Genomic DNA, 26,311 nt, shown 5'->3' with positions numbered 1-26,311 from the left:
CGAGTACATCCACTTCTATAACCACGAGCGGCTCCAGACAAAGACTGGCCTGGCTCCGCTCTCGCTTCGCCAGGCCAGTCTTTGATTCGTTTACTTCTACCCCTTGCAGGCCTCTTTTTTGTACTGTCCGCACAATATGGGGCGGTTCAAGGGTCAGGCGCTCTTTTGTTTGTGTGGTCTGGGGTTAGCCCAGGATCTTCCAGTGTTTATCCACCTGGTTCAGGATCTCGCAGCCGGTCTCGGTGACCAGCACCAGATCCTCGATCCGCACCCCGAATTTGCCCGGCAGATAGACCCCCGGCTCGATGGAGAAGATCATCCCCGGCTGGGCCAGGGCGGTGTTGGCGCTGCTCACGTCGCCCTGTTCGTGGTCCCGCTGGCCGATGAAATGCCCCAGCCGGTGGGTGAAGTACTCCCCGTACCCCGCCGCGGCGATGTGGTCTCGGGCGGCCCGGTCGATCTCACAGAGAGGCACCCCCGGGCGGATCAGCGCCTCGGCCTTTTGGTTCGCCTCCCGCACCAGGTCGTGGACGGCCCGGGCCTCGGGGCTGGCCTCCCGCCAGAAGTAGGTGCGGGTCATGTCGGAGCAGTAGCGGTCCTTCCGGCAGCCCATGTCGATGACGATGGAATCCCCCGGGGCCAGGGGGGTGTTGTCGGGCTCGTGGTGGGGGTCCGCCCCGTGGGCCCCGAAGGATACAATGGTGGGGAAGGAGGGCCCGCTGCACCCCAGCTCGGTATAGCGCTTCTCAATGAACCGGGCGGCCTCCCGCTCGGTGACCCCTTCCCGGAAGAAGGCGGCGGCCTCGGTCATCACCTGGTCGTTGATCCGGGAGGCTTCCTTCATCAGGGCCTGTTCCGCCGGGTCCTTGCAGGCGCGGCAGTGGTCCACGCAGTCGGAGGCCAGCACCGGGCGGCAGCCGGGCAGCCGCTCCAGCAGGGGCAGCAGGAACCGGGCAGACCAGGTCTTGTCGATCCCCACCGGGGCGGCAGGGTCCAGCCGGGCCGCCAGAGCGGACACGGCGTCGTCGGTGTCGCTGAACCAGACCTGTTCCCAGGGGGACGCCGGGGCGGGGAAGAGCCGGTTCAAAAAGAAGGTATGCTGTCCGTCCGCCCGGACGCAGAAAACCATCATCCGTTCCAGGGGTTCGTTGTCGTAGCCGGTGAGATACCAGACGCTGTCCGGGTCGGTGACCAGCAGCTGGGTCAGACCCAGAGCGGCCATCTGCTGCTGCACCCGGGCCAGCCGGGCGAGGTGAAGGGGAGACGCTTGTTCCATCTGAAATACACTCCTTTATGGGGGCTCCGCCCGGAGGCGGAGGTTTTAAACTTCCTCGGTTTCTTCCGGGGTTTCTTCTTCCGTTTCGGCTTTCTGGTACCGGGCGAACACCGGCTCCAGCAGCAAAGCGAAGAGCCAGGCCGCCGCCCCGGGCAGGATCACCACCGGGAAAAGCAGCATCCAGACCAGGAGCGCCGAGACCGCCAGAATCGCCACCAGCCCAATGGTCCGGGGCAGGTACCCCACCGCCAGACGCAGGGCGGTGAGGATCAGCTCCACCGGCCGGAAGGTGAACCGGGAGAGCAGGGGGAACATCCAGCAGGCGGCGCCCACCGGCAGGATCATCAGCACCAGGCAGAAGATCAGAACCAGGGGGGCCGTGGAGCTGCCCGCCGCAGCGGCGGCGCCCATCAGGGCCAGGGCGTTGGCCAGCAGCACCAGCACCGCTCCCCAGAGCAGGGTGGCCAGGCAGGCCCCCGGCAGCTCCCGGCGGAAGGTCTGCCAGAACCGCCGCCAGGGCATGGGCTCGCCCCCCCGCACACAGCGGGCCATCGCGTCGTAGAGGGCGGCGGTGGAGGCCCCCACTGTCACCAGGGGCAGGGAACAGATCAGCCAGAGCAGGCTCAGGATCAAAAGATCCGCCAGATGGTCCAGCGCCTGCCAGAAGCTGTTTTGGGGGTTGAAGATGCTGCCAAACATGGTCGAGGCTCCTTTCGTGGGGGCGGGGCGGGCGGCCCCGGTTGATTGATGCTATCATAGCACAAACCGGGCGGCTTGTCATCCGGGGGCGGGGGAATGGTCCGCCCTTTCGCAGAATGACCAAACCCGGGGTTTGGATTGAAAGTTTTTTTCAAAGATGATACTATTTTGATAGCCCCACCTCCGCCGGCTCCGCATTCTGGGGCGGCCGGGGGCGGAAGAATACAACCAGGAGAGATGCTTATGCCTACCAATCTGCAAAATGTGATCGAACGGATCAGCGCCGAATACTATCAGCTGACCGCCTCGGAGCGCAAGGTGGCGGACTACGTCACCGACCATCAGCGGGATACCCAGATCATGTCCATCTCAGAGCTGGCAGAGGCCTGCGGCGTAGCCGAGGCCACCATCTCCCGTTTTTGCCGCAAACTGGATTACAAGGGCTACAACGCTTTCAAGCTGGCCCTGGCCAACCACGCGGCCAGCCGGCGAGGAATCCCGTTCCTCAGCGGCGAGGTCACCCCGGAGGACGATATCCAGGAAATGTGCCATAAACTCTATGGGGCCGAGGTGGACGCCATCTCCCAGACCCTGACCCTCATCCGGCCCGAGAATATTTTACAGGCGGCGGATATCCTCACCCAGGCGGACAAAGTGCTCTGTCTGGGCCAGGGCGGCTCCATGATTATGGCTGAGGAGGCAGCCCATCTCTTTGCCACGGCGGGGATGAGCTTTTACTCCCTGAGCGACTCCCATATGCAGATCATCTCGGCGGCCTCCCTCACCGAGCGGGACGCCATCCTCTTTTTCTCCTACTCCGGCGCCACCCGGGAGGCCATCGAGCTTTTGGAGCTGGCCCACCAGCGAAAGGTGCGGGTGATCCTGGTGACCCATTTCCCCAAATCCCCGGCCTGCGCCTACGCCAATGTAGTGCTCCAGTGCGGCGCCAACGAGGGCCCCTTGCAGCTGGGGTCGGTGCCGGCCCGGATGGCCCAGCTGTTTTTGATCGACACCCTGTTCACCGAGGTCTGCCGCCGCCAGGAGGGCCAGATCGAGCAGGTGCGCCGGGATATCGCCGAGGCTCTGACGGTCCGGCACATCTGAGGGGAGGGGAGCTCTTTTTCACTGTACTTGAAAAAAGCAAATCAATAAAATTCTTGATTGAAAATTATTTTCAAAAAAGTGTACAAAATATATTGACTTTCCTTTTGTTGTTTTGTAAAATGATTTACGAAAGCACCGGAAGGTGCACACACAAGCCGACCGGTAAGACAAAAGGAGGACACTATGAAAAGAGCTATTTCTCGTCGGGATTTCCTGAAAGTTACGGGTGCCGTTGGCGCAGCCAGCCTGCTCGCCGCCTGTGGCGACAAGGCCGCTTCCAGCACCGCAGCTTCCACCGCTGGTTCGACAGCTGGCAGCACCGCCGCGGGCGGCGTGGAGATTTCCCTGTGGACCTACCCCATCGGCTCCTGGGGCGGCACCACCTCCAAGCTGGATGACATCATCGCCGCTTTCAATAAAGTCCATCCTGAGATCAAGGTCACCTATGAGACCCTGGATTACCAGAACGGCGACAACCTGGTTACCTCGGCCATCACCGCCAAGGAGACCCCCGACATCATCATGGAAGGCCCCGAGCGTCTGGTTTCCAACTGGGGTGCCAACAACCTGATGGTGGACCTGAGCGACCTGTGGACCGACACCCAGGACGACATCGCCGCCGTCAGCGAGTCGGTCGTCAGCGCCTGCCAGCTGAACGGCGCTTACTACGAGTACCCCCTGTGCATGACCACCCACTGCATGGCCATCAACTACGAGGTCTTTGAGAAGGCCGGCGCCCTGCAGTACATCGACGAGGCCACCCGCACCTGGACCACCGACGACTTTGTCAAGGCCATGGAGACCGTCCGTGACTCCGGCCTGGCAGCGGTTCCCGGCATCCTCTACTGCGGCGGCCAGGGCGGCGACCAAGGCACCCGCGCTCTCGTCAACAACCTCTACTCCGGTACATACACCAACGCCGACCACACCGAGTACACCGCCAACAGCCCCGAGAACGTCAAGGCTCTCGAGCTGCTCAAGAGCATGGTGGACAACCGCAGCCTGAACGCCAACGCCGGCTTCCAGGCTTCCGACGAGCTGCAGCAGTTCGCCAACGGCACCGCCGCCGTTACCTTCTGCTGGAACGCCTCCAACAAGGCCCAGTATGCTTCCCAGGTCACCTTCACCCCGTACGCCATGGCATTCCCCTCCGATGACGGTGTGCCCGAGCTGTGCGGCGGTATCTGGGGCTTCGGCATCTTCAACAACGGCGACGACGCCCGGATCGAGGCCGCCAAGACCTTCATCCAGTTTGTCTGCGACGACGAGTCCCAGGCCGCTGAGAGCGTCCGGCTGACCGGCTTCTTCCCCGTCCGTGATTCTCTGGGCGATGTCTACGCCGGCACCGACCAGGCCGAGCAGATGGGCGAGTTCGCCTCCCTGATGCCGTACCTGGGCGACTACTACAACGTGGCCCCCAACTGGACCGCACAGCGCCAGAACTGGTTCAACATGCTCCAGGAGATCATGGTCAACGGCACCCCCGCACAGGAAGCCGCCGACGCTTTTGTGGCAGCCAGCAACGTCTAACCCCCAGCCGAACGACCCGAAACTGAATAAACGGTGCGCCTGCCGATTAAGGCAGGCGCATTCTTTATGCCGGCTTTGGGCCTCGCAACCGACCCGTCAACCATAAGGAGGGAATCAACGTGGCGCAAACTTCCGTCAAGGATAAGAAATCCGCTCCCAAGGTCCAAAACCGCCCCGCCAGCCGCGTACTGGCCCGGCGTGAGACCATCTCCGCCTATCTGTTTATGCTGCCCAGCCTGATCTTCTTTGTGGGCTTTGTGCTGGTTCCCATGGGCATGTGCCTGGTATACAGCTTTTTGGACATGGGCATCGACACCTCGGCCGCCACTTTCACCGGCCTGAGCAACTACGTGGAGATGTTCCAGGACAAAACCTTTATCCGCTCGCTGTGGAACACCATCCTCATCGTGGTGGTCTCGGTGCCTCTGGTCACCGCCTTCTCTCTGTGGGTGGGCTCGGCCATCTACCCCATGCGCTCCAAGCTCCGCTCCTTCTTCCGGTGCGTGTTCTACCTGCCGGTGGTTACCGGCTCGGTGGCGGTTACCGTGGTGTGGAAGTGGATGTTCAACCCCTACAACGGCCTTTTGAACCAGATCTTCGGCACCGTGGGCTTTGACTGGCTGGGCGACACCCGCACCGCCATCTGGTGTATCATCATGATCCTCTTCACCACCTCCATCGGCCAGCCCATCGTCCTGTATGTGGCGGCCCTGGGCAACGTGGACCGCTCCCTGGAGGAGGCCGCCGCCATCGACGGCGCCACCCGGCTGCAAATTTTCTGGAAGATCAAGTGGCCCCAGATCATGCCCACCACCCTGTATGTCCTGGTCATCACCACCATCAACAGCTTCCAGTGCTTTGCGCTGATCCAGCTGCTGACCCGCGGCGGCCCTCTGGGCAGCACCAGCACCCTGATGTACTATATCTTTGATATGGCCTACAACTATCAGCGGTTCGGCTATGCCAACGCCATGGGCGTGGTTCTGGCCATCTTCATCGCCATCTTCTCTGCGATCCAGTTCAAGGTCGCGCAGTCCGACAACGGTTAAAAGGGAGGTATCGGGATGCCCAAGACAAAAGCGAAAAAATCCAGCCTGGACGGACAGTCCCAGGGCTACAAGATTTTTGTAATCATCGTGCTGGCGCTCCTGGCGGTGTTCTTCATCTTCCCGCTGTACTGGATTCTGACCGGTTCGCTGAAAGACGCCATCACCATCAACGCCCAGAAACCCCAGTGGTTCCCCCTGAACCCCACTTTGGATAACTACGTCCGCCTGTTCCAGCAGCCCGCCATCCAGTGGCTGCTGAACACCATCATCATCGCCGTAGCCGCCATGGCTCTCACCTGCATCACCGCGGCCCTGGCCGGCTATGCCCTGGCCAAAAAGCGGTTCTTCGGCCAGACGGTTCTGTTCAGCCTGCTGGTCTGCGCCATGGCCCTGCCCAAGCAGGTCATCGTCATCCCCCTGCTGCAAGAGATGAGCGCCCTGGGTCTGAACAACAACCTCCTGGCGGTCATCCTGCCCACCGTGGGCTGGCCCTTCGGGATCTTTTTGATGAAGCAGTTCTCCGAGACCATCCCCACCGAAATGCTGGAGGCGGCCCGGATCGACGGCGCCAGCGAGGTGCGGACCTTTGTCTCCATCGTCTTCCCCATGGTCAAGCCGGGCGTGGGCGCCCTGGCCATCTTCACCTTCGTCAACACCTGGAACGACTACTTCCTCCAGCTGATTATGCTCCAGAAGCGTGAAGTCCTGACCATCTCCACCGGTATCGCCCGCTTGCAGGGCGAGGTCTCCTCCGACTTCGGCCTCATCATGGCCGGCGCCGCACTGGCCGCCGTGCCCATCGTCGCGGTCTTCCTCATGTTCCAGAAGTACTTTACCCAGGGCATCACCATGGGCGCCGTCAAGGGCTGATGGTCGATCCCCTCGATACAGATTGGAGTGTTTTCGTGATGAAAGATTGTACCAAATACCAGGGCGTTATCCCGGCTTTTTATGCCTGCTACAACCCGGACGGCAGTATCTCCACCGAGGGCGTCAAGGCCCTGACCCGGCACCTGATCGCCAAGGGCGTCAAGGGCGTCTATGTGGGCGGCTCCTCCGGCGAGTGCATCTACCAGCACCCCGATGAGCGGAAGGCGGTTCTGGAAGCCGTCATGAGCGAGGCCAAAGGCAAGCTGACCGTCATCGCTCACGTGGCCTGCAACAACACCGCCGACTCGGTGGAGCTGGCAGCCCACGCGGAAAAGTGCGGTGTGGATGCCATCGCGGCCATCCCGCCCATCTACTTCCACCTGCCCGAGTACGCCATCGCCGAGTACTGGAACGCCATGAGCGCCGCCGCCCCCAACACTGAGTTTGTGATCTACAACATTCCCCAGCTGGCGGGCACGGCCCTGACCATGAGCCTGTTGAAAACCATGCTGAAGAACCCCAACGTGGTGGCGGTCAAGAACTCCTCCATGCCGGTGCAGGACATCCAGATGTTCAAGGATGCCGGCATCGCCGCCCGGGGCGAGGGCGGGTTCGTGGTCTTCAACGGCCCCGATGAACAGTTCGTCTCCGGCCGGGCCATGGGCGCCGACGGCGGCATCGGCGGCACCTATGCCGTCATGCCCGAGCTCTTCCTCAAGATGGACGAGCTGGTCAAGAAGGGCGATCTGGAAGCGGCCCGCAAGGTGCAGTACGACGCCGACCGAATCATCTATAAGATGTGCGAGGCCCACGGCAACCTCTACGCCGTCCAGAAAGAGATCCTTCGCCGGATGTACGGCCTGGAGCTGGGCGGGGTGCGTCCTCCGCTGCCCAACCTGATCCCCTCGGACGAGGCCGTGGTGGTGGAGGCCGAGCGGATGATCCGCGAGGCTGTGGAAAAGGCCGCCGCTCTGTAATATTTCAAAGGAATAAGCCATAAAACCAGCAGACGCCCGGTGGCTGCCGGCCCCGGGAGGGCAGGCGGCGCCGGGCGTTTTGACTGGAAAGAATCGGGAGGGATTTACCCATGATGACCGATCATCTGAGCTGTCTGGGCCGTTACCGGGGGATTCACCCGGCGCTGGACACCGCCATCCGCTGGCTGGAAGAAAACGACCCCGCCCAGCTGCCTAACGGCCGCACCGAGATCGACGGACAGCGGGTGTTCATCAATGTGATGGATGCCGCCCTCCGCCCCGCCGAGGGCGCGGAGTTTGAGTACCACCGCCTTTATGCCGACTTGCAGATCGACCTGACCGGCAGTGAATACTGGGCCTGGACCACCCGGGCCGAAGCCACCGGCCCCTTTGACGAAACGGCGGACTGCGGGTTTGCCGCTGGGCCGGAGGAATCCAGCGGGCTGCTGGGGGAGGGGCGGTTCGCCCTCTTCCTGCCCGGGGAGTACCACAAGCCCAGCTGCATCAGCCCCGTCTCCGACGCTTTGCGGAAAGCTGTGGTCAAGATTCGGATGGGCGACTGACGCCCATAAAAGGAGGAAATCCAGATGGAAAAAGAAGCAATTTTGAAGCAGATCGAACACGGTCTGATCGTCTCCTGCCAGGCGCTGGAGCATGAGCCCCTTTACACCAAGGAGGGCGGTATCATGCACCTGATGGCCAAGGCCGCCGCCATGAGCGGGGCGGTGGGCATCCGGGCCAACACGGTGCGGGACATCACCCAGATCAAAGAAGTAGTGGACCTGCCGGTCATCGGCATCATCAAAAAGGACTACCCCGGCACCCCCATGTACATCACCGTCACCATGAAAGAGGTGGACGAGCTGGTGGCCTGCGGGGTGGATATCCTGGCGGTGCAGGGAACCAGCGCCCTCCGGCCGGACGGCAAGACCTCGGCGGAGTTCATCCGGGAGATCAAGGCCAAGTACCCCCATCAGCTGGTGATGGCGGACATCGCCACCGACGAGGAGGCCATGGCCTGTGCCGAGGCGGGGGCCGACTTTGTGGGCACTACCATGCGGGGCTACACCCCCGAGACCGAGGGAATCAACGAGACGGACTTTGACTTCATCGCCCGGCTGGCCAAAAACTGCCCCGCCAAGGTCATCGCCGAGGGGCACATCCACTACCCCGAGCAGGCCCGGAAGGCTCTGGAAGCCGGGGCCTTTGCCCTGGTGGTGGGCGGCGCCATCACCCGCCCGGCCGAGATCACCGCCCGCTTCACTGCGGCCATCAAGGATATGAGGTAATCATGAAAACCTATCTTGGAATCGACATTGGGGGCACCGCCGTCAAGCTGGGCCTGGTGACCGAGGAAGGCCAGGTGCTGCTCCGGGCAGAAACCAGCGTCAGTTTTGACGGTTATCGCACCCCCATTCTGGACACCGTGCGGGCCGCCGCCGCAAAGCTGCTGGCGGAGAGCCGGGCCGCAGGCTATGAGCCGGCGGGCGTGGGCGTCTCGGCCACCGGCCAGATCGACAGCAGTCAGGGGATTGTGGCGGGCACCTGCGGCAGCCTGCCGGGCTGGCCCGGGGCCCCCATCCGGGCAGCGCTGGAAGCGGATCTTGGCCTGCCGGTGACGGTGGCCAACGACGCTAACTGCATGATTTTGGGCGAGGCCTGGGTGGGCGCGGCCCGGGGTTACACCGATGTTCTGGGTGTGACCATCGGCACCGGCCTCGGGGGCGGCGTCATCACCGGGGGCCGTCTGCTGGAGGGCGCCCGGGGCCTGGGCGGTGAGCTGGGCCATATGCGGATTCACGCCGCCGAAGGGGAACAATGCACCTGCGGCGCGGTGGGCTGCTGGGAGCGCCATGCCTCCACCTCCGCCCTGGTCCGGAAAGCCGTCCGGATGAACCCCGCCCTGGACAGCGGCCGGGCCATCTTCGCCGCCGCCCGGCAGGGCGACCCGGCGGTGCAGCAGCTGCTGAACGACTGGATCGTAGAGATCGCCGAGGGCCTGGCGGGGCTGGTGCATCTGTTTAACCCCCAGCTGATTCTCATCGGCGGCGGGGTCAGCAGCCAGCAGGAACTCCTGATCGAGCCTCTGGCCGAGCAGGTGAAAGCCCGGGTCATGCCCGCTTTTGCCCAGGGGCTGGAACTCCGCCCGGCGGCCCTGGCCAACGACGCGGGTCTGGTGGGGGCGGTCTGCTACCACCTCCGCAGAGAATCCGAACACTAACTGTTTCCTCCTAAACCACAGCGGCGCACCCCAAGCGGCCAGAACCGGCCGGGGGTGCGCCGCTGTGGTTTTACGGGGCAGCAAAAAATCCGCCGGCCCTGGGGCCGGCGGATTCTTTAGGTAAGGCGAACCGAATTAGAAATCAACCTCGGTGTCGTAGTAGCAGCACTTGAGCAGCTTCTCCATCTCCTCCTGGCTGGGCTGACGGGGGTTGGAGCCGGTGCAGGCGTCGCCGATGGCGTTCTTGGCGATCTCGGGCAGGCGGGCCAGGAAGACATCCTCCGGCACAAAGCCCTGCTCGGTGGGGTAGCTGTCGGCGCCGTAGTGGCCGATGCAGTGGGGGATGTTCAGCTGGTCGTTCATGCCCCGCAGATAGGCGATCAGCAGCGCGACCTTCTCGTCGTCGTCCTTGCCGCCCAGAGCCATGAAGTCGGCGATCTCACCGTAGCGCTTCTTGGCGGTGGGGTCCTTGGCGTTGAAGGCGATGACCTTGGGCAGGTACATGGCGTTGGCAGCGCCATGGATGATGTGTGCGCCGTAGTCCGCGAAGGCAGCGCCGGTCTTGTGGGCCATGGAGTGGACGATGCCCAGCAGTGCGTTGGAGAAGGCCATGCCCGCCAGGCACTGGGCGTTGTGCATGCTGTCCCGCTTGGCCATATCGCCGTTGTAGGAGTCCACCAGGTCGGCCTTGATCATCTTGATGGCATGGAGGGCCAGAGGATCGGTGTAGTCACAGTTGGCGGTGGAGACATAAGCCTCGATGGCGTGGGTCATGGCGTCCATACCGGTGTGGGCCACCAGCTTCTTGGGCATGGTCTCGGCCAGGTCGGGGTCCACGATGGCCACGTCGGGGGTGATCTCGAAGTCGGCGATGGGGTACTTGATGCCCTTGGCGTAGTCGGTGATGATGGAGAAGGCGGTCACCTCGGTGGCGGTGCCGGAGGTGGAGGGGATGGCGCAGAAGTGGGCCTTCTTGCGCAGCTCGGGGATGCCGAACACCTTGCACATCTCCTCAAAGGTGATCTCAGGGTACTCGTACTTGATCCACATGGCCTTGGCCGCGTCGATGGGGCTGCCGCCGCCCATGGCGACGATCCAGTCGGGCTGGAACTCCAGCATCTTCTGGGCGCCCTTCATGACGGTCTCCACCGAGGGATCGGGCTCGATGTTCTCGATCAGCTCCACCTCAAAGCCGGCCTCTTTCAGGTAGCCGATGGCTCTGTCCAGGAAGCCGAACCGCTTCATGGAGCCGCCGCCCACACAGATGATGGCTCGCTGGCCCTTAAAGGATTTCAGGGCCTCCAGAGCGCCCTTGCCGTGGTAGAGATCGCGGGGCAGAGTAAAACGTGCCATATGTTTTTTCCTCCTGAAAATCAATCGTTATCATGGGAATTGGATTCTCGATTTGGCCCGCTCGGGGCCGCTGTTCCCAGTATAACCAATCGTTAAAGAAGTGTCAATTGGCAGTTCCTGAGAAACGGCGGGGCTTCTTTTGTGCAGGTTGACCCACCCGGAAAAAGGCCGTTTTCGTGGAAAAACGGCCTTTGGTGTGCTATCATGGAACCAGACTCTCTTTATAATAAGGAGCGGGAAGTGGAGGAAAAAAGATGGAACTCGCCTGCGTATACGCTTTGTCTTTCAGCCCCACCGGCAGCACCCGGCGGGCGGTGGGCCGGATCGCCCGGCAGCTGGCCGGGGTGCTGGATCTGCCCTGGCGGGAGATCCCCTGGACCCTGCCCGCCCAGCGGGCCGAGGCCCGGGTTTTTGGCCCATCGGATCTGGTGGTGATGGGCGGGCCCACCTACGCCGGAAAGCTGCCCAACAAGATTCTGCCCGACTACCAGTCGAAACTCCGAGGCAGCGGTACCCCCGCCGTGGCGGTGGTGACCTTCGGCAACCGCTCCTTTGACAACGCTCTGGCCGAGCTTTGCGCGGTGTTGGAGGCGGATGGCTTCCAGCTGGCGGGGGCCGGGGCCTTTGGGGCGGTCCACGCTTTCACCGACGCTTTGGCCCCCGGCCGCCCCGGCCCGGCGGACGAGGCCCAGATGGACGACTTTGCCCGTCGGCTGGCGGAAAAACTCCGGGCGGATGAGCCCCTCCAGCCCCTCGCGGTGCCGGGGGACCCGGCGGCCCCCTATTACACCCCCAGGCGGGAGGACGGCCAGCCCGCAAAGTTTCTGAAAGCCAAGCCCCGGACCGATCCGGCCCGCTGCGGCGGCTGCGGCCTCTGCGCCCAAAACTGCCCCATGGGCTCCATTGATCGGGCCCGCCCGGATCAGGTGACGGGGGTCTGCATCAAGTGCCAGAGCTGCGTCCGGGGCTGCCCCCGGCAGGCCAAGTACTTCGACGACCCGGAGTTTCTCTCCCATATAACAATGCTGGAACAAAACTTCCAGCGCCCGGCGGAGAATCAGCTGTTCTTCCCCGGGGAGGGCGGAACCGGGCGGTGAACGGTGCGGTTATAGAGGAAATAGGAGATGGCTGCGGTGAGAACCTCGGTGACCCAGAAGGCGTGCCACACCCCCACCGCCCCCCACAGTCGGGAGAAGAGAAATGCGGCGGGCAGGATCAGCAGGGCATACCGCAAGAGGGAGATGGCTAGGGAGGGCCCGCCCATGCCCAGACCCTCTAGCGCGCCGCAGGAGATCACCGACACCGAGGAGACAATGAACCCCAGGCTGATGATCTCAAGGGCGGTGCGCCCGGCGGCGATGGTCTCGGCGCTGGTGGAGAACAGCCCGATCAGCTGCGAAGGGATCGCCCAACAGAGGACGGTGCCCAGGGCCATGATGCAGACCGAGAGGGCCAGGGCGGTGCGGTAGATCTTTTTCACCCGGACGTCCTCCCGGGCGCCGTAGTTGTAGCCGATGATGGGGCGCATCCCCTGAACGATCCCGTTGGCGGGCAGGTACAGGAAGGTTTGCAGCTTGTAATAAACCCCAGCACCAGCACGTACACCGGCGAGAACACCGCCAGAATGATATTCAAACAGGAGATCAGCAGGGAGGGCAGGGCCAGGTTGAGGGCCGCCGGAATGCCCACCGAGTACATCTTTTTGGCCAGGCGAAGATCGAAGATCCCCCGGCGGGGCCGGATCTCCATGGGCAGGCGGCTGACGCGGAAACAGACCAGGTAGACAAGCAGGCTCAGGGTTTGGCCGATGCCGGTGGCCAGGGCGGCGCCCTCAATCCCCATTTTGGGGAAAGGCCCCCACCCGAAGATCAGCACCGGGTCCAGCAGGATATTGGAGATACAGCCGGTGAGCATACAGACCATGGTCAGCATCATCCGGCCCGCAGCCTGGAAGATTTTCTCCATGGACATGGTGACGGCCACCACCACCGCGAAGCTGAAGGCGATCCGGGAGTAGCGCACCCCCAGGGAGATGATTTGAGGGTCGTCGGTGAAGAGCCCCAAAAACCAGGGCATCACCGCGATGCAACCGACCGTCAGCACCGCCCCATGGAGGGCGTTGTAAACAAGGCTCTGGGCGGCGGCGGCCCCGGCGGCCCGGGTGTCCTGGGCCCCCAGGTGATAGGCGATTACCGCGTTGGCGCCGATGGAAAAGCCGATGGTTACGGCGTTGATCAAGTTCTGGACGGGGTAGACCAGGGAGAGGGCGGTCATGGCGTCCTCGCTGATCTTGGCCACATAGTAGCTGTCCACGATGTTGTACAGGGACGAGACCATCATGGAGAGCACCATGGGCAGGGACATGGACAGGACAAGGGGTAAAATTGGTTTCGTTTTCATGAAGGTTTGCTGCATATGGGATTCCTCTTTTTTGCTGTGATGACGAAGAAAAAAAGCTATATTTCCCCTTGTTTATCTCACCCACAAGGAAAAATATAGCTTTCGCAGGGGATATGCTAACATAGTTCCCTGACTTTGTCAAGAGGGGAATTCCTGGTGTGTACAAACCGCCCCGAACCGTATATAATAGGGCCATCTGCTGCGCCCCGCCGGGGCGTTCTATTATAAAAGAATAAGGACGACTGACGTGCTGAAAATCATCCGAAGAACCATTTTGCTGGTCCTCCTGCTGGCGGCGGCTTTGCTGGGGGTCATCGGCTATTCCTATTTCATAGAGCCCAACCGCCTGACGGTCAAAACTTTCACGGTCACCACTGAAAAAGAGATCTCGCCCTGTACGGTGGTGTTTTTCACCGACACCCATTTCGGGGAGTACTACGACATCGCCCACGCCGAAGAGATTGTGGATACCATCAACGGCCTGGACCCGGACTTCGTCCTCTTTGGCGGGGACCTGCTGGACAACTACGCCCGGGACCGGCAGGCCCTGGACCTGGAGGCCCTGCGGGACTCTCTCTCCCGGATCGAGGCCCGGGCGGGCAAGTTCGCTGTCTGGGGCAACCACGACTACGGCGGGGGCGCGGTGCGTATTTATCAGGAGTTTATGACTTCCTGCGGGTTTACGGTGCTGGACGACGAGAGCCAGCTGTTCGAGGAGTACGGCATCCGGGTGTTCGGCTACGACGATGTTCTGGTGGGCTGGACGCCCCCCGAGCTCTACACCATCCAGAGCGAGGCGTTTAATTTGATCCTCTCCCACGAGCCCTGCATCGCCCGGCAGATCGAGAGCAGCAGCGACAATCTCCTGCTGGCCGGGCACACCCACGGCGGGCAGGTGAGCCTGCCCCTGATTACCGCCCGGCTTCTGCCCCCCGGCTCCGAGGGATTCCGAAAAGGGTTCTACACCCAGGGAGAAATTGGGACGGAGACTGCGCTGCAAATGTACGTCAGCAGCGGCATCGGGATGACCCGGTACCCGTTCCGGCTGTTCAACGTGCCGGAAATTGTGCAGATCCAGCTTCGGCCGGCGGAGGGATGAGAGTACATCAAAGAGACTGGTTCCCCGCAGAGGGGGGCCGGTCTTTTTTGTTTGCCCCGCCATGGAAAAAGGCCGCTGCAAAACCGGAGTTTCGCAGCAGCCTCTTTTGAATCTATCTGCCCCCGGCCGGGCATTGGGGGACCCGGCCGGGAGAGATCAGCGGAAGTGGGAAAACGGGGGATTACAGCTCTTTTTTCAGGGTCTCGCCCATGATGTAGCCGTAGCAGAGGGCAGCGTCAAAGCCCATGCCGTACTGCTTGGCGTCCTTCTCCTCGATGGAGCCGCAGACGTCGCCGGCAGCGTACAGGCCGGGGATGGCTTTCCGGTCCTCGGTCAGGACATGGCAGTCGGTGTCGATGGCCAGGCCGGCGGTGGTCAGGTAGAAGGTGGGGTCCACCCGGATGGCCCAGATGCCGTCCCGGGTCTCGATGTAGGGGCAGCCTGCGCGGCCGAACTCGTCGGGCTGGCCGGACAGGGCGGCCTTGTTGTTGTTCTCGATGGCGGCGGCCAGGTTGGGCAGGGAGAGCTCCTTGCTGGCAGCCTCAACGCTCTCGTAGTGGACGGCCTCGCCCTTCTCGAACATGGCTACATAGCCGTTGAAGCCGTAAGACTCGCTGTCCTTCAGCTTGATGGCGGAGGACTCGTCGAAGATGTAGTAGAAGGTGTCGCCGTTGTCCTTGTTCAGCTTGGCGTTGGCCATGGTATAGTGGTTGTCGGACATGATGTTGCCGATGTTGTCGCCGTTGATGTTGACCATGATGCCGGGAGCGGTGGAGTGGATGAAGGCCAGCTCGAACTTGCTCTTGTAGCTGGAGAGGAAGGCGGGCAGGGGACGGTTCTCGCACTCCACCACGCCGCCGGCGTCCAGACCCAGCTGGATGCCGTCACCGGTGACGCAGGAGGCGCAGTTGAAGAAGAAGTCGGCGTAGTCGGCGCTGTATTTCTTCAGCATCTCGGTGTTCTTGCCGAAACCGCCGGAGGCCAGGCAGACGGCCTTGGCTTTCAGGGTGTAGCTGGCGCCGTTGTCGCCCTTGGCGTGGAAGCCCACCACACGGCCGCTCTCATCCTTGATCAGGTCGGTGACGCTGGTGGAGTAGATGATCTTGCCCTTCTCGTAGGAGCTGACCCGGTTGGCCAGGAACATCATGGCGTAGCCTGCGCCGCCCTCGTAGCAGCCGGGGGCCAGGTAGGGGGTGGAGGCGCCGTAGGTGGTGGCGCACTCGTAGGTGCCCAGGGTGCTGAAGCCGATGCCGATGCTGGCCATCCAGTCCACCAGATCGCCCGAGACGGTGTACTGGGCGGTCATGTAGGGCATCTCGCCGGTGAAGAAGTCCTTCCGGTGATACTTGTCCATGGTCTTCCAGAAGTTCATCATGCCGTCCAGGGTGCCCATGGCGGAAGCCCGGTACTCGCCAGTGACGTCGAAGTTGTACTGCAGCTTGGAGCCTGCGGTGGCCACGCCGCCGTAGGTCATGGCCATGGAGCCGCCGGGGATGTCCCGCTTCTCCACCAGGGTGACGCTGTAACCAGCCTCCAGCAGGCGGGCGGCGCAGACCAGGCCCGCGGTGCCGGCGCCCATGATGATGACGTCGGCCTCTTCCTCGATCACTTCGGTGGAGGGCTCCACAGTGACCTCAGCGGAGAAGTCGTCCACATTGTAGCCGGCCAGGGTGATGGCCTCCTTGACGGCGGACTTGATGGCCATGGAGGTGATGGAGGAGCCCCGCAGGTTGGGCACGTTGATGCTCTGGTGCTCCACGATGGCGGCGGGGATGCGGGAGCAGGCGTAGTTGCCGATGCCGATGGTCTCCTCGTGGGAAAGGACCTCACAGGCAGTGATGGCGCCGTCGGCGAAGGTGGTGGCGACGTAGACCCAGCTCTCGTGGCCCATGGCCTTGGTGACGTACTTGCCGTCCACCGGGGCCGAGGGGATGACCGGAGCGGAGGAAGCCCCCTGGCTGCCGGCAGCCTCGGAGGAGGCAGCGGTGGAGGAAGCGGCGGTGGAGCTGCTGTTGTTGCAGCCGCTCAGCAGGCCGGCAGCAGCCACGCCCACAGTGCCGAGGGCGGCGCCGCGCATAAACGAACGACGAGAAATTTTGCTCATAGTTGGACTCCTTTTCCTTCTGGTTCGGTGTTTCCTTCTTCTTTCTCGGGGCAGGGGGTGTGCGCCCTGCCTTTGTGGAAAGTATAACAAATTGTCGTAGAAAAGAGAAATATAAAATAATCCGGGATTTATAAAAAGACTCGATCAATGCTTTGGCTATTTACCCCGTATGGGAAAGATTGTATAATGGTTCCGAACAATGTTTTTTCCCACGAGGGGGGATTTCTATGACGATTTACCAACTGGAGTGCTTTATTGCGGTGGCGGAAGAGCTGAATTTCAGCGCGGCGGCCGACCGGCTGTTCACCACCCAGCCCTCCATCAGCTACCAGATCAGCGCCCTGGAAAAGGAGACCGGGCTCAAACTCTTTGAGCGGACCACCCGCCGCACCCGGCTCACGGCAGCGGGCCAGGCCTTCTATCTGGATATGGTCCAGATGCTCAGTTTCCACCGCCAGTCGGTGAAAAAGGCCCAGGACATCCAGGCGGCGGACCGCTCCCATCTGGTGGTGGGGCTGCGCCAGCTGTTCGACTACACCACCTTTGCGGGGATCGTGGCCGAGTTCCAGCACCAGTATCCCAACGCCTACGTGGACGTCATCCCCCAGGACAACCGCCGCCCCCTGGAGCAGCTCCGCTCGGGCCAGCTGGACATCGGCTTCTTTTATGCTTCGGAGCACACCAAGGACCCGGACATCTCTTTTAGCCCCCTGTTTTCCCTGGGGTATCATGTGTTGATGAATCCCAACTGCCCCCTGGCGGAGCGGAAAGCCCTTCATCTCAAAGACCTGAAAGGCCAGTGCGTGGTCAACTCCGGCTCGGTGGACAGCTTTCTCTCAGCCTGTCAGGGCCCCTCGCTGCAAGAACTGGCGGACGTGGGGGTGGACCTGAGCAAAGTTTCCCCCAGCTTTGAGGGGGCGCTCATCATGATCCAGCTGGGCACGGCGGTTTCCATCGTGCCCTGTCTGGCAGGCGCGGTGATCCCCGGCATGGTGAAAGTCCCCTTGCTGGATTACCCGCCGGTGAGGGTGGAGATCGCCGCCATGCGCCATGCCCCCCGGCTGGAGGTCCAGTCCTTCATCGAGATCGCCAAAAAGAAGTACGCCCGCTACTGCCAAAACCAGCCCCTGTCGGAAACGATTTTGTGAGCCGACGTTTCATTGGGGAGGAGAATCCCCCGGCGAAAGGAAAGATACACACGAAAAACACCTGCTTCAAACGAAGCAGGTGTTTTTTTGGTGGAGATAAGCGGGATCGAACCGCTGACCTCTTGAATGCCATTCAAGCGCTCTCCCAAGCAGTGCGTGTACACACCCCTGTAATTCATGCTTGGGAGATGCAAAAAATACGATGATACAAATAAAAATGTTTTCTGCGAATTGCTTTCAATCTGACCAACTAAAAGAGAACGGCCTAAGTGGATTTTTTCGACAAAGAGAACACCTTGATTTCTGCCAAAACCAAGGTGTTCTTTTTTTGTGCCCAATCGGAGAAAGGAGACTGTATGTTGGATTACTTTTACGACGGACAAGCCGAGTTGTTTTCGTTCTACCGGCTCCCCAAGGTCCTTTTCACCGACCCTCAGTTCCGTGGCATCTCGGCGGAAGCCAAAATCCTGTATGGCCTTCTGCTGGACCGAATGAGCCTGTCCATCAAGAGCGGTTGGCTGGATAAGCAGGGGCGAGTGTACATCATCTTCACAGCGGATGAAATTATGGAGGCTCTCTGCTGTGCGGACAACAAGGCGACCAAGCTCATGAAAGAACTGGAAGGCTGCGAGCTGATCGAGCGGAAACGCCGGGGCCTTGGAAAACCCAGTCTGATCTATGTGAAAAACTTTATCTCTGACCCTTCAGAATCACGAATCCAGAGTCGTGAAAATCACGATTCTGGAGCCGTGAAAACCGCGGCTCTTGAGTCGTCAAAATCACGAGGAACTAATACTAATCCAATCAATACTGATTCGATCGAGACTGATCCTTTCCTTTCAGGGGAAACCGGCGAGGACGCCGGAATGGAATCCGAAGGGAATGACTCTCGAGCGAGATATCAGAATTATTTTTTGAATCAACTCAACTTTGATTCTCTGATTATAAGCAATCCTGAAGATGAGGATATGCTGAAGGAGATGTTGGAGCTTTTGGTGGATACGGTATGCAGCAATCGGAAGATGATCCGTATTGCCGGGGACGATAAGCCCTTTGAGGTGGTCAAAGGCAAATTGATGAAACTGGACAGCGACCATATTCGCTTTGTCCTTATGTGTATGAAGGAGAACACCACCCAGGTGCGGAATATGCGGCAGTATCTGCTGGCCGCCCTGTATAACGCCCCCTTGACCATGTACAACTACTACGCATCCAGGGTGCAGCATGATCTGAATCCAAAACCAGCTAAGTATTAACCAGTCCGAGGTTTTAAGTCTCGGGCTTTTTGATTTCAGGAAGGGAGGTGGTTCCCGTGAGCCAGAAAGCAACCGTAATCGCCGTGGTCAACCAGAAGGGAGGTACAGGCAAGACCACGACCTGTGAGAATCTGGGCGTTGGCCTTGCGATGGAAGGGAAAAAAGTTCTGATGGTGGACAACGACCCACAGGCCAGCCTGACCATCAGCATGGGCTGGCCCAAGCCCGATGAACTGAATACGACTCTTGCTACCCTTATGGGCAAAGTGTTGGAGGACAAACCCATCCAGCCCGGGGAAGGAATCCTCCATCACCCGGAGGGGGTGGACCTGCTTCCGGCCAGCATTGAGCTGGCGGGGATGGAAGTGGGCCTTGTGAACGCTATGAGCAGGGAAAAGGTCTTGAAGCAGGTGCTGGAAAACTCCAAACACACCTACGACTTTATCCTGTTGGACTGTACTCCCAGCCTTGGGATGCTCACAATTAACGCTTTGGCCGCAGCGGATAGTGCCCTGATCCCAGTCCAGGCACAATATCTGCCCGCCAAAGGCTTGGAGCAGCTTTTGCAGACCATCAGCAAGGTGCGAAGGCAAATCAACCCGAAGCTGCGGATTGAGGGCATCCTCATGACCATGACCGACAGCCGGACGAATTTTGGAAAGGAGATTGATACTTTGGTCCGGCAGGCATACGGCACCAAGATCAAGGTGTTCGACCAGGGAATCCCCCGGTCGGTGCGGGCAGCAGAAACCAGCGCCGAAGGCAAGAGCATCTTTACCCATGACCCCAAAGGCAAAGTGGCGGAAGCCTACCGTGCTCTGACGAAGGAGGTGCTGCACAGTGCCGAAAAGCGGCGCAAACATCAGCTTGACCAGTTACGATGACATTTTTTCGACCGAGGAAAGCCGCCAGACTGAGCAGATTCAGCAAATCTCCATTGGGGAGCTGCATCCCTTCAAAAACCACCCCTTCAAGGTGCTGGACGATGAAGCCATGCAGCGAACAGTAGAAAGTGTAGCGCAGTTTGGTGTGATGGCCCCTTTGATTGCCCGGCCCCGGGAGGAAGGAGGATACGAGATCATTTCGGGCCACCGTCGGCAGCATGCGGCCCAGCTGGCCGGGCTGAAAAGCCTGCCGGTGATTGTACGGAAGATGGACGATGACCAAGCGGTGATTTTGATGGTGGACAGCAACTTGCAGCGGGAGAGCATCCTGCCCAGCGAGCGGGCTTTTGCCTACAAAATGAAGCTGGAAGCCATAAAAAATCAAGGTGCTAGGTCGGATTTAACTTCGGCCCAACTTGGGCCGAAGTTGACAGCCGCAGAAAAAGTGGCTTTGGATAGTGATGATAGCAAGTCCCAGGTCAAAAGATTTATCCGCCTCACCAATCTAATCCCGGAGCTTCTGGAACTGGTGGACCAAAAGAAAATATCCTTTAACCCCGCTGTGGAGCTGTCCTATCTGGCAGATTCCGAACAGCGGGATTTTTTTGAGGCCATGCAGGACACCCAGAATGCCCCCTCTCTGTCCCAAGCCCAGCAGATCAAGAAGCTGAGTCAGGAGGGCCATTGCAGTTATGAAGCCATCTTCGACATTATGGGAAAGGAGAAAAAGGCCGAGATGGACCGCTTGACCATCAAGAACGACGTGCTGCGCAAGTATTTTCCCAAGTCCTACACCCCGCGGCAGATGGAGGAAACCATCTTGAAGCTGCTGGAACAATGGCAAAAGAAGCGCCAGCGCAGTCAGGAACGCTGACCGGCTGGCAAAACAACCCGAACAAAACATGATAATTTGGAGGTGTGCCTATGGCAACAAAGAAAATGGAACCCAATAATCTCCTGCGGCAGATCCATGATAAGGTCTGTGCAGTCGAAAAAAGGATTGCTTCTCTGGAAGGTCAGAAGCAGAAAGTTTACCTTGCTTCTGCCGGACCTGATGAGCCTCTGTCTATTATCCTGCTGGAAGATGTTACGGAGATTCTTCCCTGCTTTGACGAGTGCGATGCGCTTTATCATCTGCCGGATTCTCCCATTATGATGAGTTACTGTCCGGCAGAAACGATTCATCTGCCCGGGAAGCAGTATCTGACCGGAGCGGCGGTTTTCTTTCGGCTGAATGAGGACTATGAAATTATCTCCCTTCGGCTTGAAGATATCTGCCGGATCGCTGAGTTTTTGTCTGAGCGGGATACCGCTTTGATGGCAGATGGCGTGAGTTTCAACGGCATCTGCCTGGACTGAGGCTATGAATCCATGGTTTGACATTGCTCTCTTCATGGCGGGCACCTGGTTTGGCTTTTTTGTAGCAGCTCTGATGCAGGCTGGAAGGGATGGTGATGCTTATGCAGGAAGAAATCGAAAACAAAACGATCAATCTGGCCATCAGCACCAGCAAGCTGACGGTTCAAACGCTTTTTAAAGCCGTGATGGCTTACCTGCGGGGACGCAGCAATCCCCGCGGGAAGCAAAGCATCAAAAAGCTGGTGGGGCAGAACAAGGGCGTGACCAACATCGACATTGAAAAAACCGCCATCCGGGGCTTTGGAAGATACGCCAAAAAGTACGGCATCGACTTTGCCATCACCAAGGATAAGTCGTTGGTTCCGCCCAAATATATGGTCTTTTTCAAGGCCCAGGACAGCGACGCCTTGACCGCTGCATTTCAGGAGTATTCCGCTTCGGTACTGAAAAAGAAAAAAAAGCCCTCGGTGCTTGCTCAGCTGCATAACCTGATTCAGCAGGTCGCAGAGCTGCCCGGCAAGGTGAGGGAGAAAAAACAGGAGCACGGGGACCGATGAACCAGAATACAAAACGATTGGTGATCCTGAACCTGCCCTATATCCTGATGGGACTGTATGCCACCAACCTTGGACGGGCCTGGCGCATGGCGGCGGGAGCCGACATGACCGAGAAGATGCAGTCCCTAATGGCCGTTTTGCCGGATGCCCTGGGCCGTATCATTCCCAGCTTCCACCCTCTGGACCTGCTGGTGGGCTTGTGCTGCGGCGCGGGGCTGCGGCTGGCGGTGTATCTCAAAGGCAAAAACGCTAAGAAGTACCGCCACGGCAGTGAATACGGCTCCGCTCGATGGGGCAACGCCAAAGATATCGAGCCTTTCATGGACCCCAAGTTCGAGGAGAATGTCATCCTGACCAAAACGGAACGCCTGATGCTCTCCAGCCGACCGCCGGACCCCAAAAATGCACGAAACAAAAATGTGCTGATTGTGGGCGGCTCCGGCAGCGGTAAGACCCGCTTCTGGATCAAGCCCAACTTACTCCAGATGCACAGTTCCTATGTTTTGACGGACCCGAAGGGAACTACCGTCCTTGAGGTAGGCAATGCGTTTGTGAAAAAAGGCTACCGCATCAAGATCTTCAACACCATCAACTTTAAAAAGTCGATGCATTATAATCCCTTCCACTATATCCACAGCGAGAAGGACATTTTGAAGCTGGTAACAACCCTTATGACCAACACCCGAGGCGAAGGCAAAGGCGGTGATCCGTTTTGGGACAAGGCGGAAAAACTCCTGCTTACGTCGTTGATTGCCTATATCCACTATGAGGCTCCGGAAGAAGAACAAAACTTTGCCACGCTGCTGGAATTTTTGAACGTGATGGAAGTCCGGGAGGATGATGAAGAATTCCAGAACCCGGTAGACCAGATGTTTGAGAAGCTGGGCGAGAGGCAGCCAAATCACTTTGCGGTTCGGCAGTACCGTCTTTACAAGCTGGCCGCCGGTAAAACGGCGAAGTCGATCCTCATTTCCTGCGGTGCCCGGCTGGCCCCCTTTGATATCGCGGAACTCCGTGAAATCACTTCGTATGACGAGCTGGAGCTGGATACCCTGGGCGACCGGAAAACGGCACTGTTCCTCATCATGTCCGATACGGACAGCACCTTCAACTTTCTGATCTCGATGGTGTACACTCAGCTGTTCAATCTGCTCTGCGAAAAGGCCGACGATGTGTACGGCGGGCGGCTGCCGGTCCATGTGCGCTGCCTGATTGACGAGTGTGCCAACATCGGGCAGATCCCGAACCTGGAAAAGCTGGTGGCTACCATCCGCAGCCGGGAGATCTCTGCCTGTCTGGTTTTGCAGGCGCAGTCCCAGCTGAAGGCGCTGTATAAGGACAACGCCGACACCATCATCGGCAACATGGACAGCCAGGTGTTTCTGGGCGGCTCGGAAAACACGACCCTCAAGGAACTGGCTGCGGCACTAGGGAAAGAGACAATCGACCTTTACAACACTTCGGACACCCGCGGCAACAGCTCCAGCTACGGCACGTCGTATCAAAAAACCGGGCATGAACTTATGAGCCGGGATGAACTAGCGGTCATGGACGGCGGCAAGTGCATCCTGCAGCTGCGCGGCGTCCGGCCCTTCCTCTCCGACAAGTACGACCTGACCCAGCATCCCAACTACAAGCTGACCGGCGACTACGACAAGAAGAATATGTTTGACATCGAGAAGTTCCTCGATCACCGCCTGAAACTAAGGCCGTCTGACACCTACGATGTAGTGGAAGCGGACGAAGAATGAAAACGCTCCCCCGGCAAGGGGGGAGCCTACATAATCATTTCCCTTATGAGAGCAATACATCCCCTTAAACCCTCCCAAATCCGGGAGGACTTTTCTTTTCCAGGCCCCAGGCACACCAGCAAATCAACCCTGCTGCGGTTTGCAGCCAAAAGAATAAGGATTTCAGGTGTGTGCCGACCGGCCGCAAGCTCTTTTTCTCAGGAGGAAACGATTATGGATTTCTTTAACTCTGCTGTCGAAGTGCTTCAGACCCTCGTTGTCGCTCTGGGTGCCGGTCTTGGCGTTTGGGGTGTCATCAACCTGCTGGAAGGATATGGCAACGATAACCCCGGTGCCAAGTCGCAGGGCATGAAGCAGCTTATGGCTAAGTAGATGTAATCAAGGGAAGAAAGGAAAAGCACAATCCAGACGGAACCGGCGGTTGTGTCAAGAAATGTTTGTGGAATAGCAAGAACTTTGATATAATGGGAACAGGAACCCCGGAACAGGGAGAAAGGCAGGAGGATAAATGCACATAAGCTATAAACCCCTCTGGCACACGCTGGTTGAGCGCAATATGAGGAAAGAGGACTTGCGGATTGCCGCCGGTCTTACCACAAATATGATTGCCAACATGGGTAAAGGCAAAAACATCAGCATGGAAACTCTGGTTCGTATCTGCGAAGCCCTGAATTGTGGTATTTTGGATGTGATTGAGTTGGAACCGGATGATACTAATTTGTGAGGTGTGAAATGAATAAAAAGGAAACCATAAAGCATTTCTATGAAGTCATTGTTTCAAACAACTTGCTCAATGAACTTCCTCAATATGTTTCAGAGAATTGTGTCCTTATTGATGGAGAAAGAAAAATTCCTTTAGGATTGGAAGGTATGAAAGAACACCTTACAGCCGTGAAGCAAACATATCCAGACTATACAATGCGGATACTCCGGCAGTACAAAGATGGAGATTACATCATTTCTGAATTTGTCATGGAAGGAACTCATGAGGGAGAATGGATTGGAATAAAGCCGACACATAAAAGACTGTCTTTCACAGGGATTGATATTGATAAGATAGTTGACGGTAAAATCGTTGAGCATGGTGGAGCCGTCAACACTTTTGAAACACTATATGAGCATAATATGATAAAACCGGTCTAAATCGACAGGTTTAGTCTAAATGGAGGGGGATAAGGAATGATACGGCAAATTAGAAACAAAGTTGAGATTACTGCGGCACTAAGCCTTATATGGGAGACATTTTTACAATTTGAAGCCCCTGACTATTCTGATGAAGGTGTTAAGTCATTCCGGGAATTTATTGAAAATGAAGATATTGTAGCTTCTCTGGAATTTTGGGGAGCCTATGAAAATGATGAGTTGAGAGGCGTAATTGCTACAAATGAAAATCGAAAGCACATTTGCTGCTTTTTTGTAAAATCCAAGTACCATAGACAAGGTATTGGGCGAAAGCTATGGGAGTGCGTTTTGAATAACAGCAATCACCCGGTTTATACGGTTAATTCTTCTCCGTATGCGGTTCCTGTTTATCACAAACTGGGCTTTATTGATATGGATAGTGAGCAATTATCTGATGGAATAAGATTTACTCCAATGAAATTTGAGAGGTACAGGGACAATGGAATACAGAATTGATGATAAAATGCTTAACGCTTCGGTATTTCTTACATTCGTAAACCAAGTATGGCCGGGAGACTATGATATTGAAAAGACGCAAAATGCTTTATCTAAAACGCAAAACATAACTGCTTATGACGGAGATAGGCTTGTCGGCTGCCTGCGTATCCTGTCAGATGGTTATTTTTTTGGAACAATTACAGAGTTGCTTGTGCTTCCAGATTATCAGAATAAAGGAATTGGAAGCCAGCTTCTCCAACTGGCAAAGAAAAATACACCGACAATGCTGTATTTTGGCTCGCAACCGGGAATTGAAGCGTTTTATGAAAAGAATGGTTGTCAGAGAAGTTTACAGTCCTACATCATAGAAAAGAAACGATAGCGCAAATTCAAGGAGGTAGTGCAATGAAGATAGAGATTGGAAAAGATTTTCCGCAGTATTTTAAGCCCTCATATCCAGAAGAATTTGAATTGTTTTCACATTTTGAAGTGACCGCAGGAATACCAACCGTTTTGTTTGCAATTACTACATGGAAAGAAAACGGGAAACCGAATGTCTGCTTCCATTCATGGAGTTGCTTTCATGGGGATAAAACTGCTTTCTTCGCAGTAATGGGAAATCTATATCAGCATACCCACACCTATGCCAATATCAAAAGGGAAAAATGCTTTTGTATCAACTTTCTCCCGATAAGCTATTATGATAAGTTGGTAGACACAATTAAACACAACGATATGGAAACAGACGAATTTGCAGTAGGTTATTTTACGCTTTCCAATGCAAAAACCATTCATGCGCCAATCATCCAAGAAGCATTTATCAATATGGAATGTACCTTGAAGGAAACGCAGGATTTAAGCGGCGCAGGAATAACAGCTATGGTTATCGGTCAAGTGCAGCACATTTCTGTTGAGAAAGAATACGCACAAGGTTATGAGCAGAGATATGGGACAGACGGTTTTATGATGTTAATACCGGCACCGCAAGACCTTGTTACCGGGCAACCAAATCAATCTGCGATTGCCACGGTAAAGATAGAAAGGTTGGATTAGA

General features: G+C 58.1%; 28 protein-coding genes and 2 pseudogenes. 24 read left to right on the top strand and 6 right to left on the bottom strand.

Features of this window, described 5'->3' with window-relative positions; all coding sequences use genetic code 11:
* Positions 1 to 7: 7 nt before the first annotated feature.
* Positions 8 to 85, top strand: coding sequence for a hypothetical protein (locus tag JCM17207_RS13905; protein ID WP_373871900.1), 78 nt, complete (start codon positions 8 to 10; stop codon positions 83 to 85).
* 99 nt (positions 86 to 184) lie between these two features.
* On the opposite strand, the gene JCM17207_RS13640 is transcribed toward JCM17207_RS13905, so the two are convergent.
* Positions 185 to 1,276, bottom strand: coding sequence for a M24 family metallopeptidase (locus JCM17207_RS13640; RefSeq protein ID WP_238318158.1), 1,092 nt, complete (start codon positions 1,274 to 1,276; stop codon positions 185 to 187).
* A 45-nt stretch (positions 1,277 to 1,321) separates the two neighbouring features.
* Positions 1,322 to 1,975, bottom strand: coding sequence for a DUF624 domain-containing protein (locus tag JCM17207_RS13635; RefSeq protein WP_238318157.1), 654 nt, complete (start codon positions 1,973 to 1,975; stop codon positions 1,322 to 1,324).
* A gap of 243 nt (positions 1,976 to 2,218) precedes the next feature.
* On the opposite strand from JCM17207_RS13635, the gene JCM17207_RS13630 reads away from it, so the two are divergent.
* From JCM17207_RS13630 to JCM17207_RS13595, 8 genes are all read left to right on the top strand, one after another.
* Positions 2,219 to 3,079, top strand: coding sequence for a MurR/RpiR family transcriptional regulator (locus tag JCM17207_RS13630; RefSeq protein WP_238318156.1), 861 nt, complete (start codon positions 2,219 to 2,221; stop codon positions 3,077 to 3,079).
* A 183-nt stretch (positions 3,080 to 3,262) separates the two neighbouring features.
* Complete coding sequence (locus tag JCM17207_RS13625; protein ID WP_238318155.1) at positions 3,263 to 4,609, top strand: ABC transporter substrate-binding protein; 1,347 nt, start codon at positions 3,263 to 3,265, stop codon at positions 4,607 to 4,609.
* A 119-nt stretch (positions 4,610 to 4,728) separates the two neighbouring features.
* Positions 4,729 to 5,658 (top strand): carbohydrate ABC transporter permease, encoded by a 930-nt coding sequence (locus JCM17207_RS13620; RefSeq protein ID WP_238318154.1) that lies wholly within the window; start codon positions 4,729 to 4,731, stop codon positions 5,656 to 5,658.
* 15 nt (positions 5,659 to 5,673) lie between these two features.
* Entirely contained in the window at positions 5,674 to 6,528 is an 855-nt protein-coding gene (locus tag JCM17207_RS13615) for a carbohydrate ABC transporter permease (RefSeq protein WP_238318153.1), read from the top strand.
* Between the two features lie 38 nt (positions 6,529 to 6,566).
* Positions 6,567 to 7,505: a dihydrodipicolinate synthase family protein gene (locus tag JCM17207_RS13610; protein WP_238318152.1), complete on the top strand. Its 939-nt coding sequence runs from the start codon at positions 6,567 to 6,569 to the stop codon at positions 7,503 to 7,505.
* 110 nt (positions 7,506 to 7,615) lie between these two features.
* A complete protein-coding gene (locus JCM17207_RS13605; RefSeq protein WP_238318151.1) occupies positions 7,616 to 8,068 on the top strand; it encodes a NanQ anomerase/TabA/YiaL family protein in 453 nt (150 codons plus the stop codon).
* A gap of 24 nt (positions 8,069 to 8,092) precedes the next feature.
* Positions 8,093 to 8,794, top strand: a complete 702-nt coding sequence (locus JCM17207_RS13600; protein WP_238318150.1) for an N-acetylmannosamine-6-phosphate 2-epimerase — start codon at positions 8,093 to 8,095, stop codon at positions 8,792 to 8,794.
* Positions 8,795 to 8,796: 2 nt separating this feature from the next.
* Positions 8,797 to 9,726, top strand: coding sequence for an ROK family protein (locus tag JCM17207_RS13595; RefSeq protein ID WP_238318149.1), 930 nt, complete (start codon positions 8,797 to 8,799; stop codon positions 9,724 to 9,726).
* A 135-nt stretch (positions 9,727 to 9,861) separates the two neighbouring features.
* On the opposite strand, the gene JCM17207_RS13590 is transcribed toward JCM17207_RS13595, so the two are convergent.
* A complete protein-coding gene (locus JCM17207_RS13590) occupies positions 9,862 to 11,079 on the bottom strand; it encodes an iron-containing alcohol dehydrogenase (RefSeq protein WP_238318148.1) in 1,218 nt (405 codons plus the stop codon).
* A gap of 254 nt (positions 11,080 to 11,333) precedes the next feature.
* Between JCM17207_RS13590 and JCM17207_RS13585 the strand changes: the two genes are divergently transcribed.
* Positions 11,334 to 12,176, top strand: coding sequence for a 4Fe-4S binding protein (locus JCM17207_RS13585; RefSeq protein WP_238318147.1), 843 nt, complete (start codon positions 11,334 to 11,336; stop codon positions 12,174 to 12,176).
* Here JCM17207_RS13585 and JCM17207_RS13900 read toward each other — a convergent pair.
* Both JCM17207_RS13900 and JCM17207_RS13580 read right to left on the bottom strand, forming a co-directional pair.
* Positions 12,137 to 12,619, bottom strand: coding sequence for an MATE family efflux transporter (locus tag JCM17207_RS13900; RefSeq protein WP_373871975.1), 483 nt, complete (start codon positions 12,617 to 12,619; stop codon positions 12,137 to 12,139). The genes JCM17207_RS13585 and JCM17207_RS13900 overlap by 40 nt on opposite strands.
* Positions 12,556 to 13,479, bottom strand: coding sequence for an MATE family efflux transporter (locus JCM17207_RS13580; protein ID WP_373871974.1), 924 nt, complete (start codon positions 13,477 to 13,479; stop codon positions 12,556 to 12,558). Before JCM17207_RS13580 ends, JCM17207_RS13900 begins: the two co-directional genes overlap by 64 nt.
* 247 nt (positions 13,480 to 13,726) lie before the next feature.
* On the opposite strand from JCM17207_RS13580, the gene JCM17207_RS13575 reads away from it, so the two are divergent.
* Positions 13,727 to 14,578 carry a metallophosphoesterase gene (locus JCM17207_RS13575; protein ID WP_238318146.1) on the top strand — a complete coding sequence of 284 codons (852 nt, stop codon included), beginning with the start codon at positions 13,727 to 13,729 and terminating at the stop codon, positions 14,576 to 14,578.
* Between the two features lie 181 nt (positions 14,579 to 14,759).
* Here the strand turns inward: JCM17207_RS13575 and JCM17207_RS13570 are convergent, their stop codons facing one another.
* Positions 14,760 to 16,682: an FAD-dependent oxidoreductase gene (locus tag JCM17207_RS13570; protein ID WP_238318145.1), complete on the bottom strand. Its 1,923-nt coding sequence runs from the start codon at positions 16,680 to 16,682 to the stop codon at positions 14,760 to 14,762.
* A gap of 227 nt (positions 16,683 to 16,909) precedes the next feature.
* On the opposite strand from JCM17207_RS13570, the gene JCM17207_RS13565 reads away from it, so the two are divergent.
* The 13 genes and pseudogenes from JCM17207_RS13565 to JCM17207_RS13505 all read left to right on the top strand — a co-directional run bounded on the left by JCM17207_RS13565 (position 16,910) and on the right by JCM17207_RS13505 (position 26,310).
* Entirely contained in the window at positions 16,910 to 17,830 is a 921-nt protein-coding gene (locus JCM17207_RS13565) for a LysR family transcriptional regulator (protein ID WP_238318144.1), read from the top strand.
* Between the two features lie 269 nt (positions 17,831 to 18,099).
* Entirely contained in the window at positions 18,100 to 19,086 is a 987-nt protein-coding gene (locus JCM17207_RS13560) for a DUF6017 domain-containing protein (RefSeq protein WP_309295418.1), read from the top strand.
* A 56-nt stretch (positions 19,087 to 19,142) separates the two neighbouring features.
* Positions 19,143 to 19,970, top strand: coding sequence for a ParA family protein (locus JCM17207_RS13555; RefSeq protein ID WP_238318143.1), 828 nt, complete (start codon positions 19,143 to 19,145; stop codon positions 19,968 to 19,970).
* Positions 19,927 to 20,844, top strand: a complete 918-nt coding sequence (locus JCM17207_RS13550) for a ParB/RepB/Spo0J family partition protein (protein WP_238318142.1) — start codon at positions 19,927 to 19,929, stop codon at positions 20,842 to 20,844. The genes JCM17207_RS13555 and JCM17207_RS13550 overlap by 44 nt, the downstream gene beginning before the upstream one ends.
* A gap of 50 nt (positions 20,845 to 20,894) precedes the next feature.
* Positions 20,895 to 21,329, top strand: coding sequence for a hypothetical protein (locus JCM17207_RS13545; protein ID WP_238318141.1), 435 nt, complete (start codon positions 20,895 to 20,897; stop codon positions 21,327 to 21,329).
* Between the two features lie 101 nt (positions 21,330 to 21,430).
* The gene (locus JCM17207_RS13540) at positions 21,431 to 21,886 is read left to right on the top strand and encodes a PcfB family protein (protein ID WP_238318140.1); all 456 of its coding nucleotides are present in this window, start codon (positions 21,431 to 21,433) and stop codon (positions 21,884 to 21,886) included.
* On the top strand, positions 21,883 to 23,637 hold the full coding sequence (locus JCM17207_RS13535; RefSeq protein ID WP_238318139.1) for a VirD4-like conjugal transfer protein, CD1115 family: 1,755 nt from the start codon (positions 21,883 to 21,885) through the stop codon (positions 23,635 to 23,637). The genes JCM17207_RS13540 and JCM17207_RS13535 overlap by 4 nt, the downstream gene beginning before the upstream one ends.
* A gap of 213 nt (positions 23,638 to 23,850) precedes the next feature.
* Positions 23,851 to 24,003, top strand: a pseudogene (locus JCM17207_RS13530) (Maff2 family mobile element protein); the annotation flags it as partial.
* A 142-nt stretch (positions 24,004 to 24,145) separates the two neighbouring features.
* A pseudogene (locus tag JCM17207_RS13525) lies at positions 24,146 to 24,349 on the top strand (helix-turn-helix domain-containing protein); the annotation flags it as partial.
* A 20-nt stretch (positions 24,350 to 24,369) separates the two neighbouring features.
* Positions 24,370 to 24,780, top strand: a complete 411-nt coding sequence (locus JCM17207_RS13520) for an ester cyclase (protein WP_161213393.1) — start codon at positions 24,370 to 24,372, stop codon at positions 24,778 to 24,780.
* A 36-nt stretch (positions 24,781 to 24,816) separates the two neighbouring features.
* Positions 24,817 to 25,275 carry a GNAT family N-acetyltransferase gene (locus tag JCM17207_RS13515; RefSeq protein ID WP_238318137.1) on the top strand — a complete coding sequence of 153 codons (459 nt, stop codon included), beginning with the start codon at positions 24,817 to 24,819 and terminating at the stop codon, positions 25,273 to 25,275.
* Positions 25,259 to 25,639, top strand: coding sequence for a GNAT family N-acetyltransferase (locus JCM17207_RS13510; RefSeq protein ID WP_161213391.1), 381 nt, complete (start codon positions 25,259 to 25,261; stop codon positions 25,637 to 25,639). Before JCM17207_RS13515 ends, JCM17207_RS13510 begins: the two co-directional genes overlap by 17 nt.
* 23 nt (positions 25,640 to 25,662) lie before the next feature.
* On the top strand, positions 25,663 to 26,310 hold the full coding sequence (locus tag JCM17207_RS13505; protein ID WP_161213390.1) for a flavin reductase family protein: 648 nt from the start codon (positions 25,663 to 25,665) through the stop codon (positions 26,308 to 26,310).
* Position 26,311 lies beyond the last annotated feature (1 nt).

It is taken from the genome of Faecalibacterium gallinarum (assembly GCF_022180365.1).
GTDB lineage: Bacteria > Bacillota > Clostridia > Oscillospirales > Ruminococcaceae > Faecalibacterium > Faecalibacterium gallinarum.
Note: the sequence above shows the minus strand (reverse complement) of the source record. Positions and strands in the feature narration are given on the sequence as shown.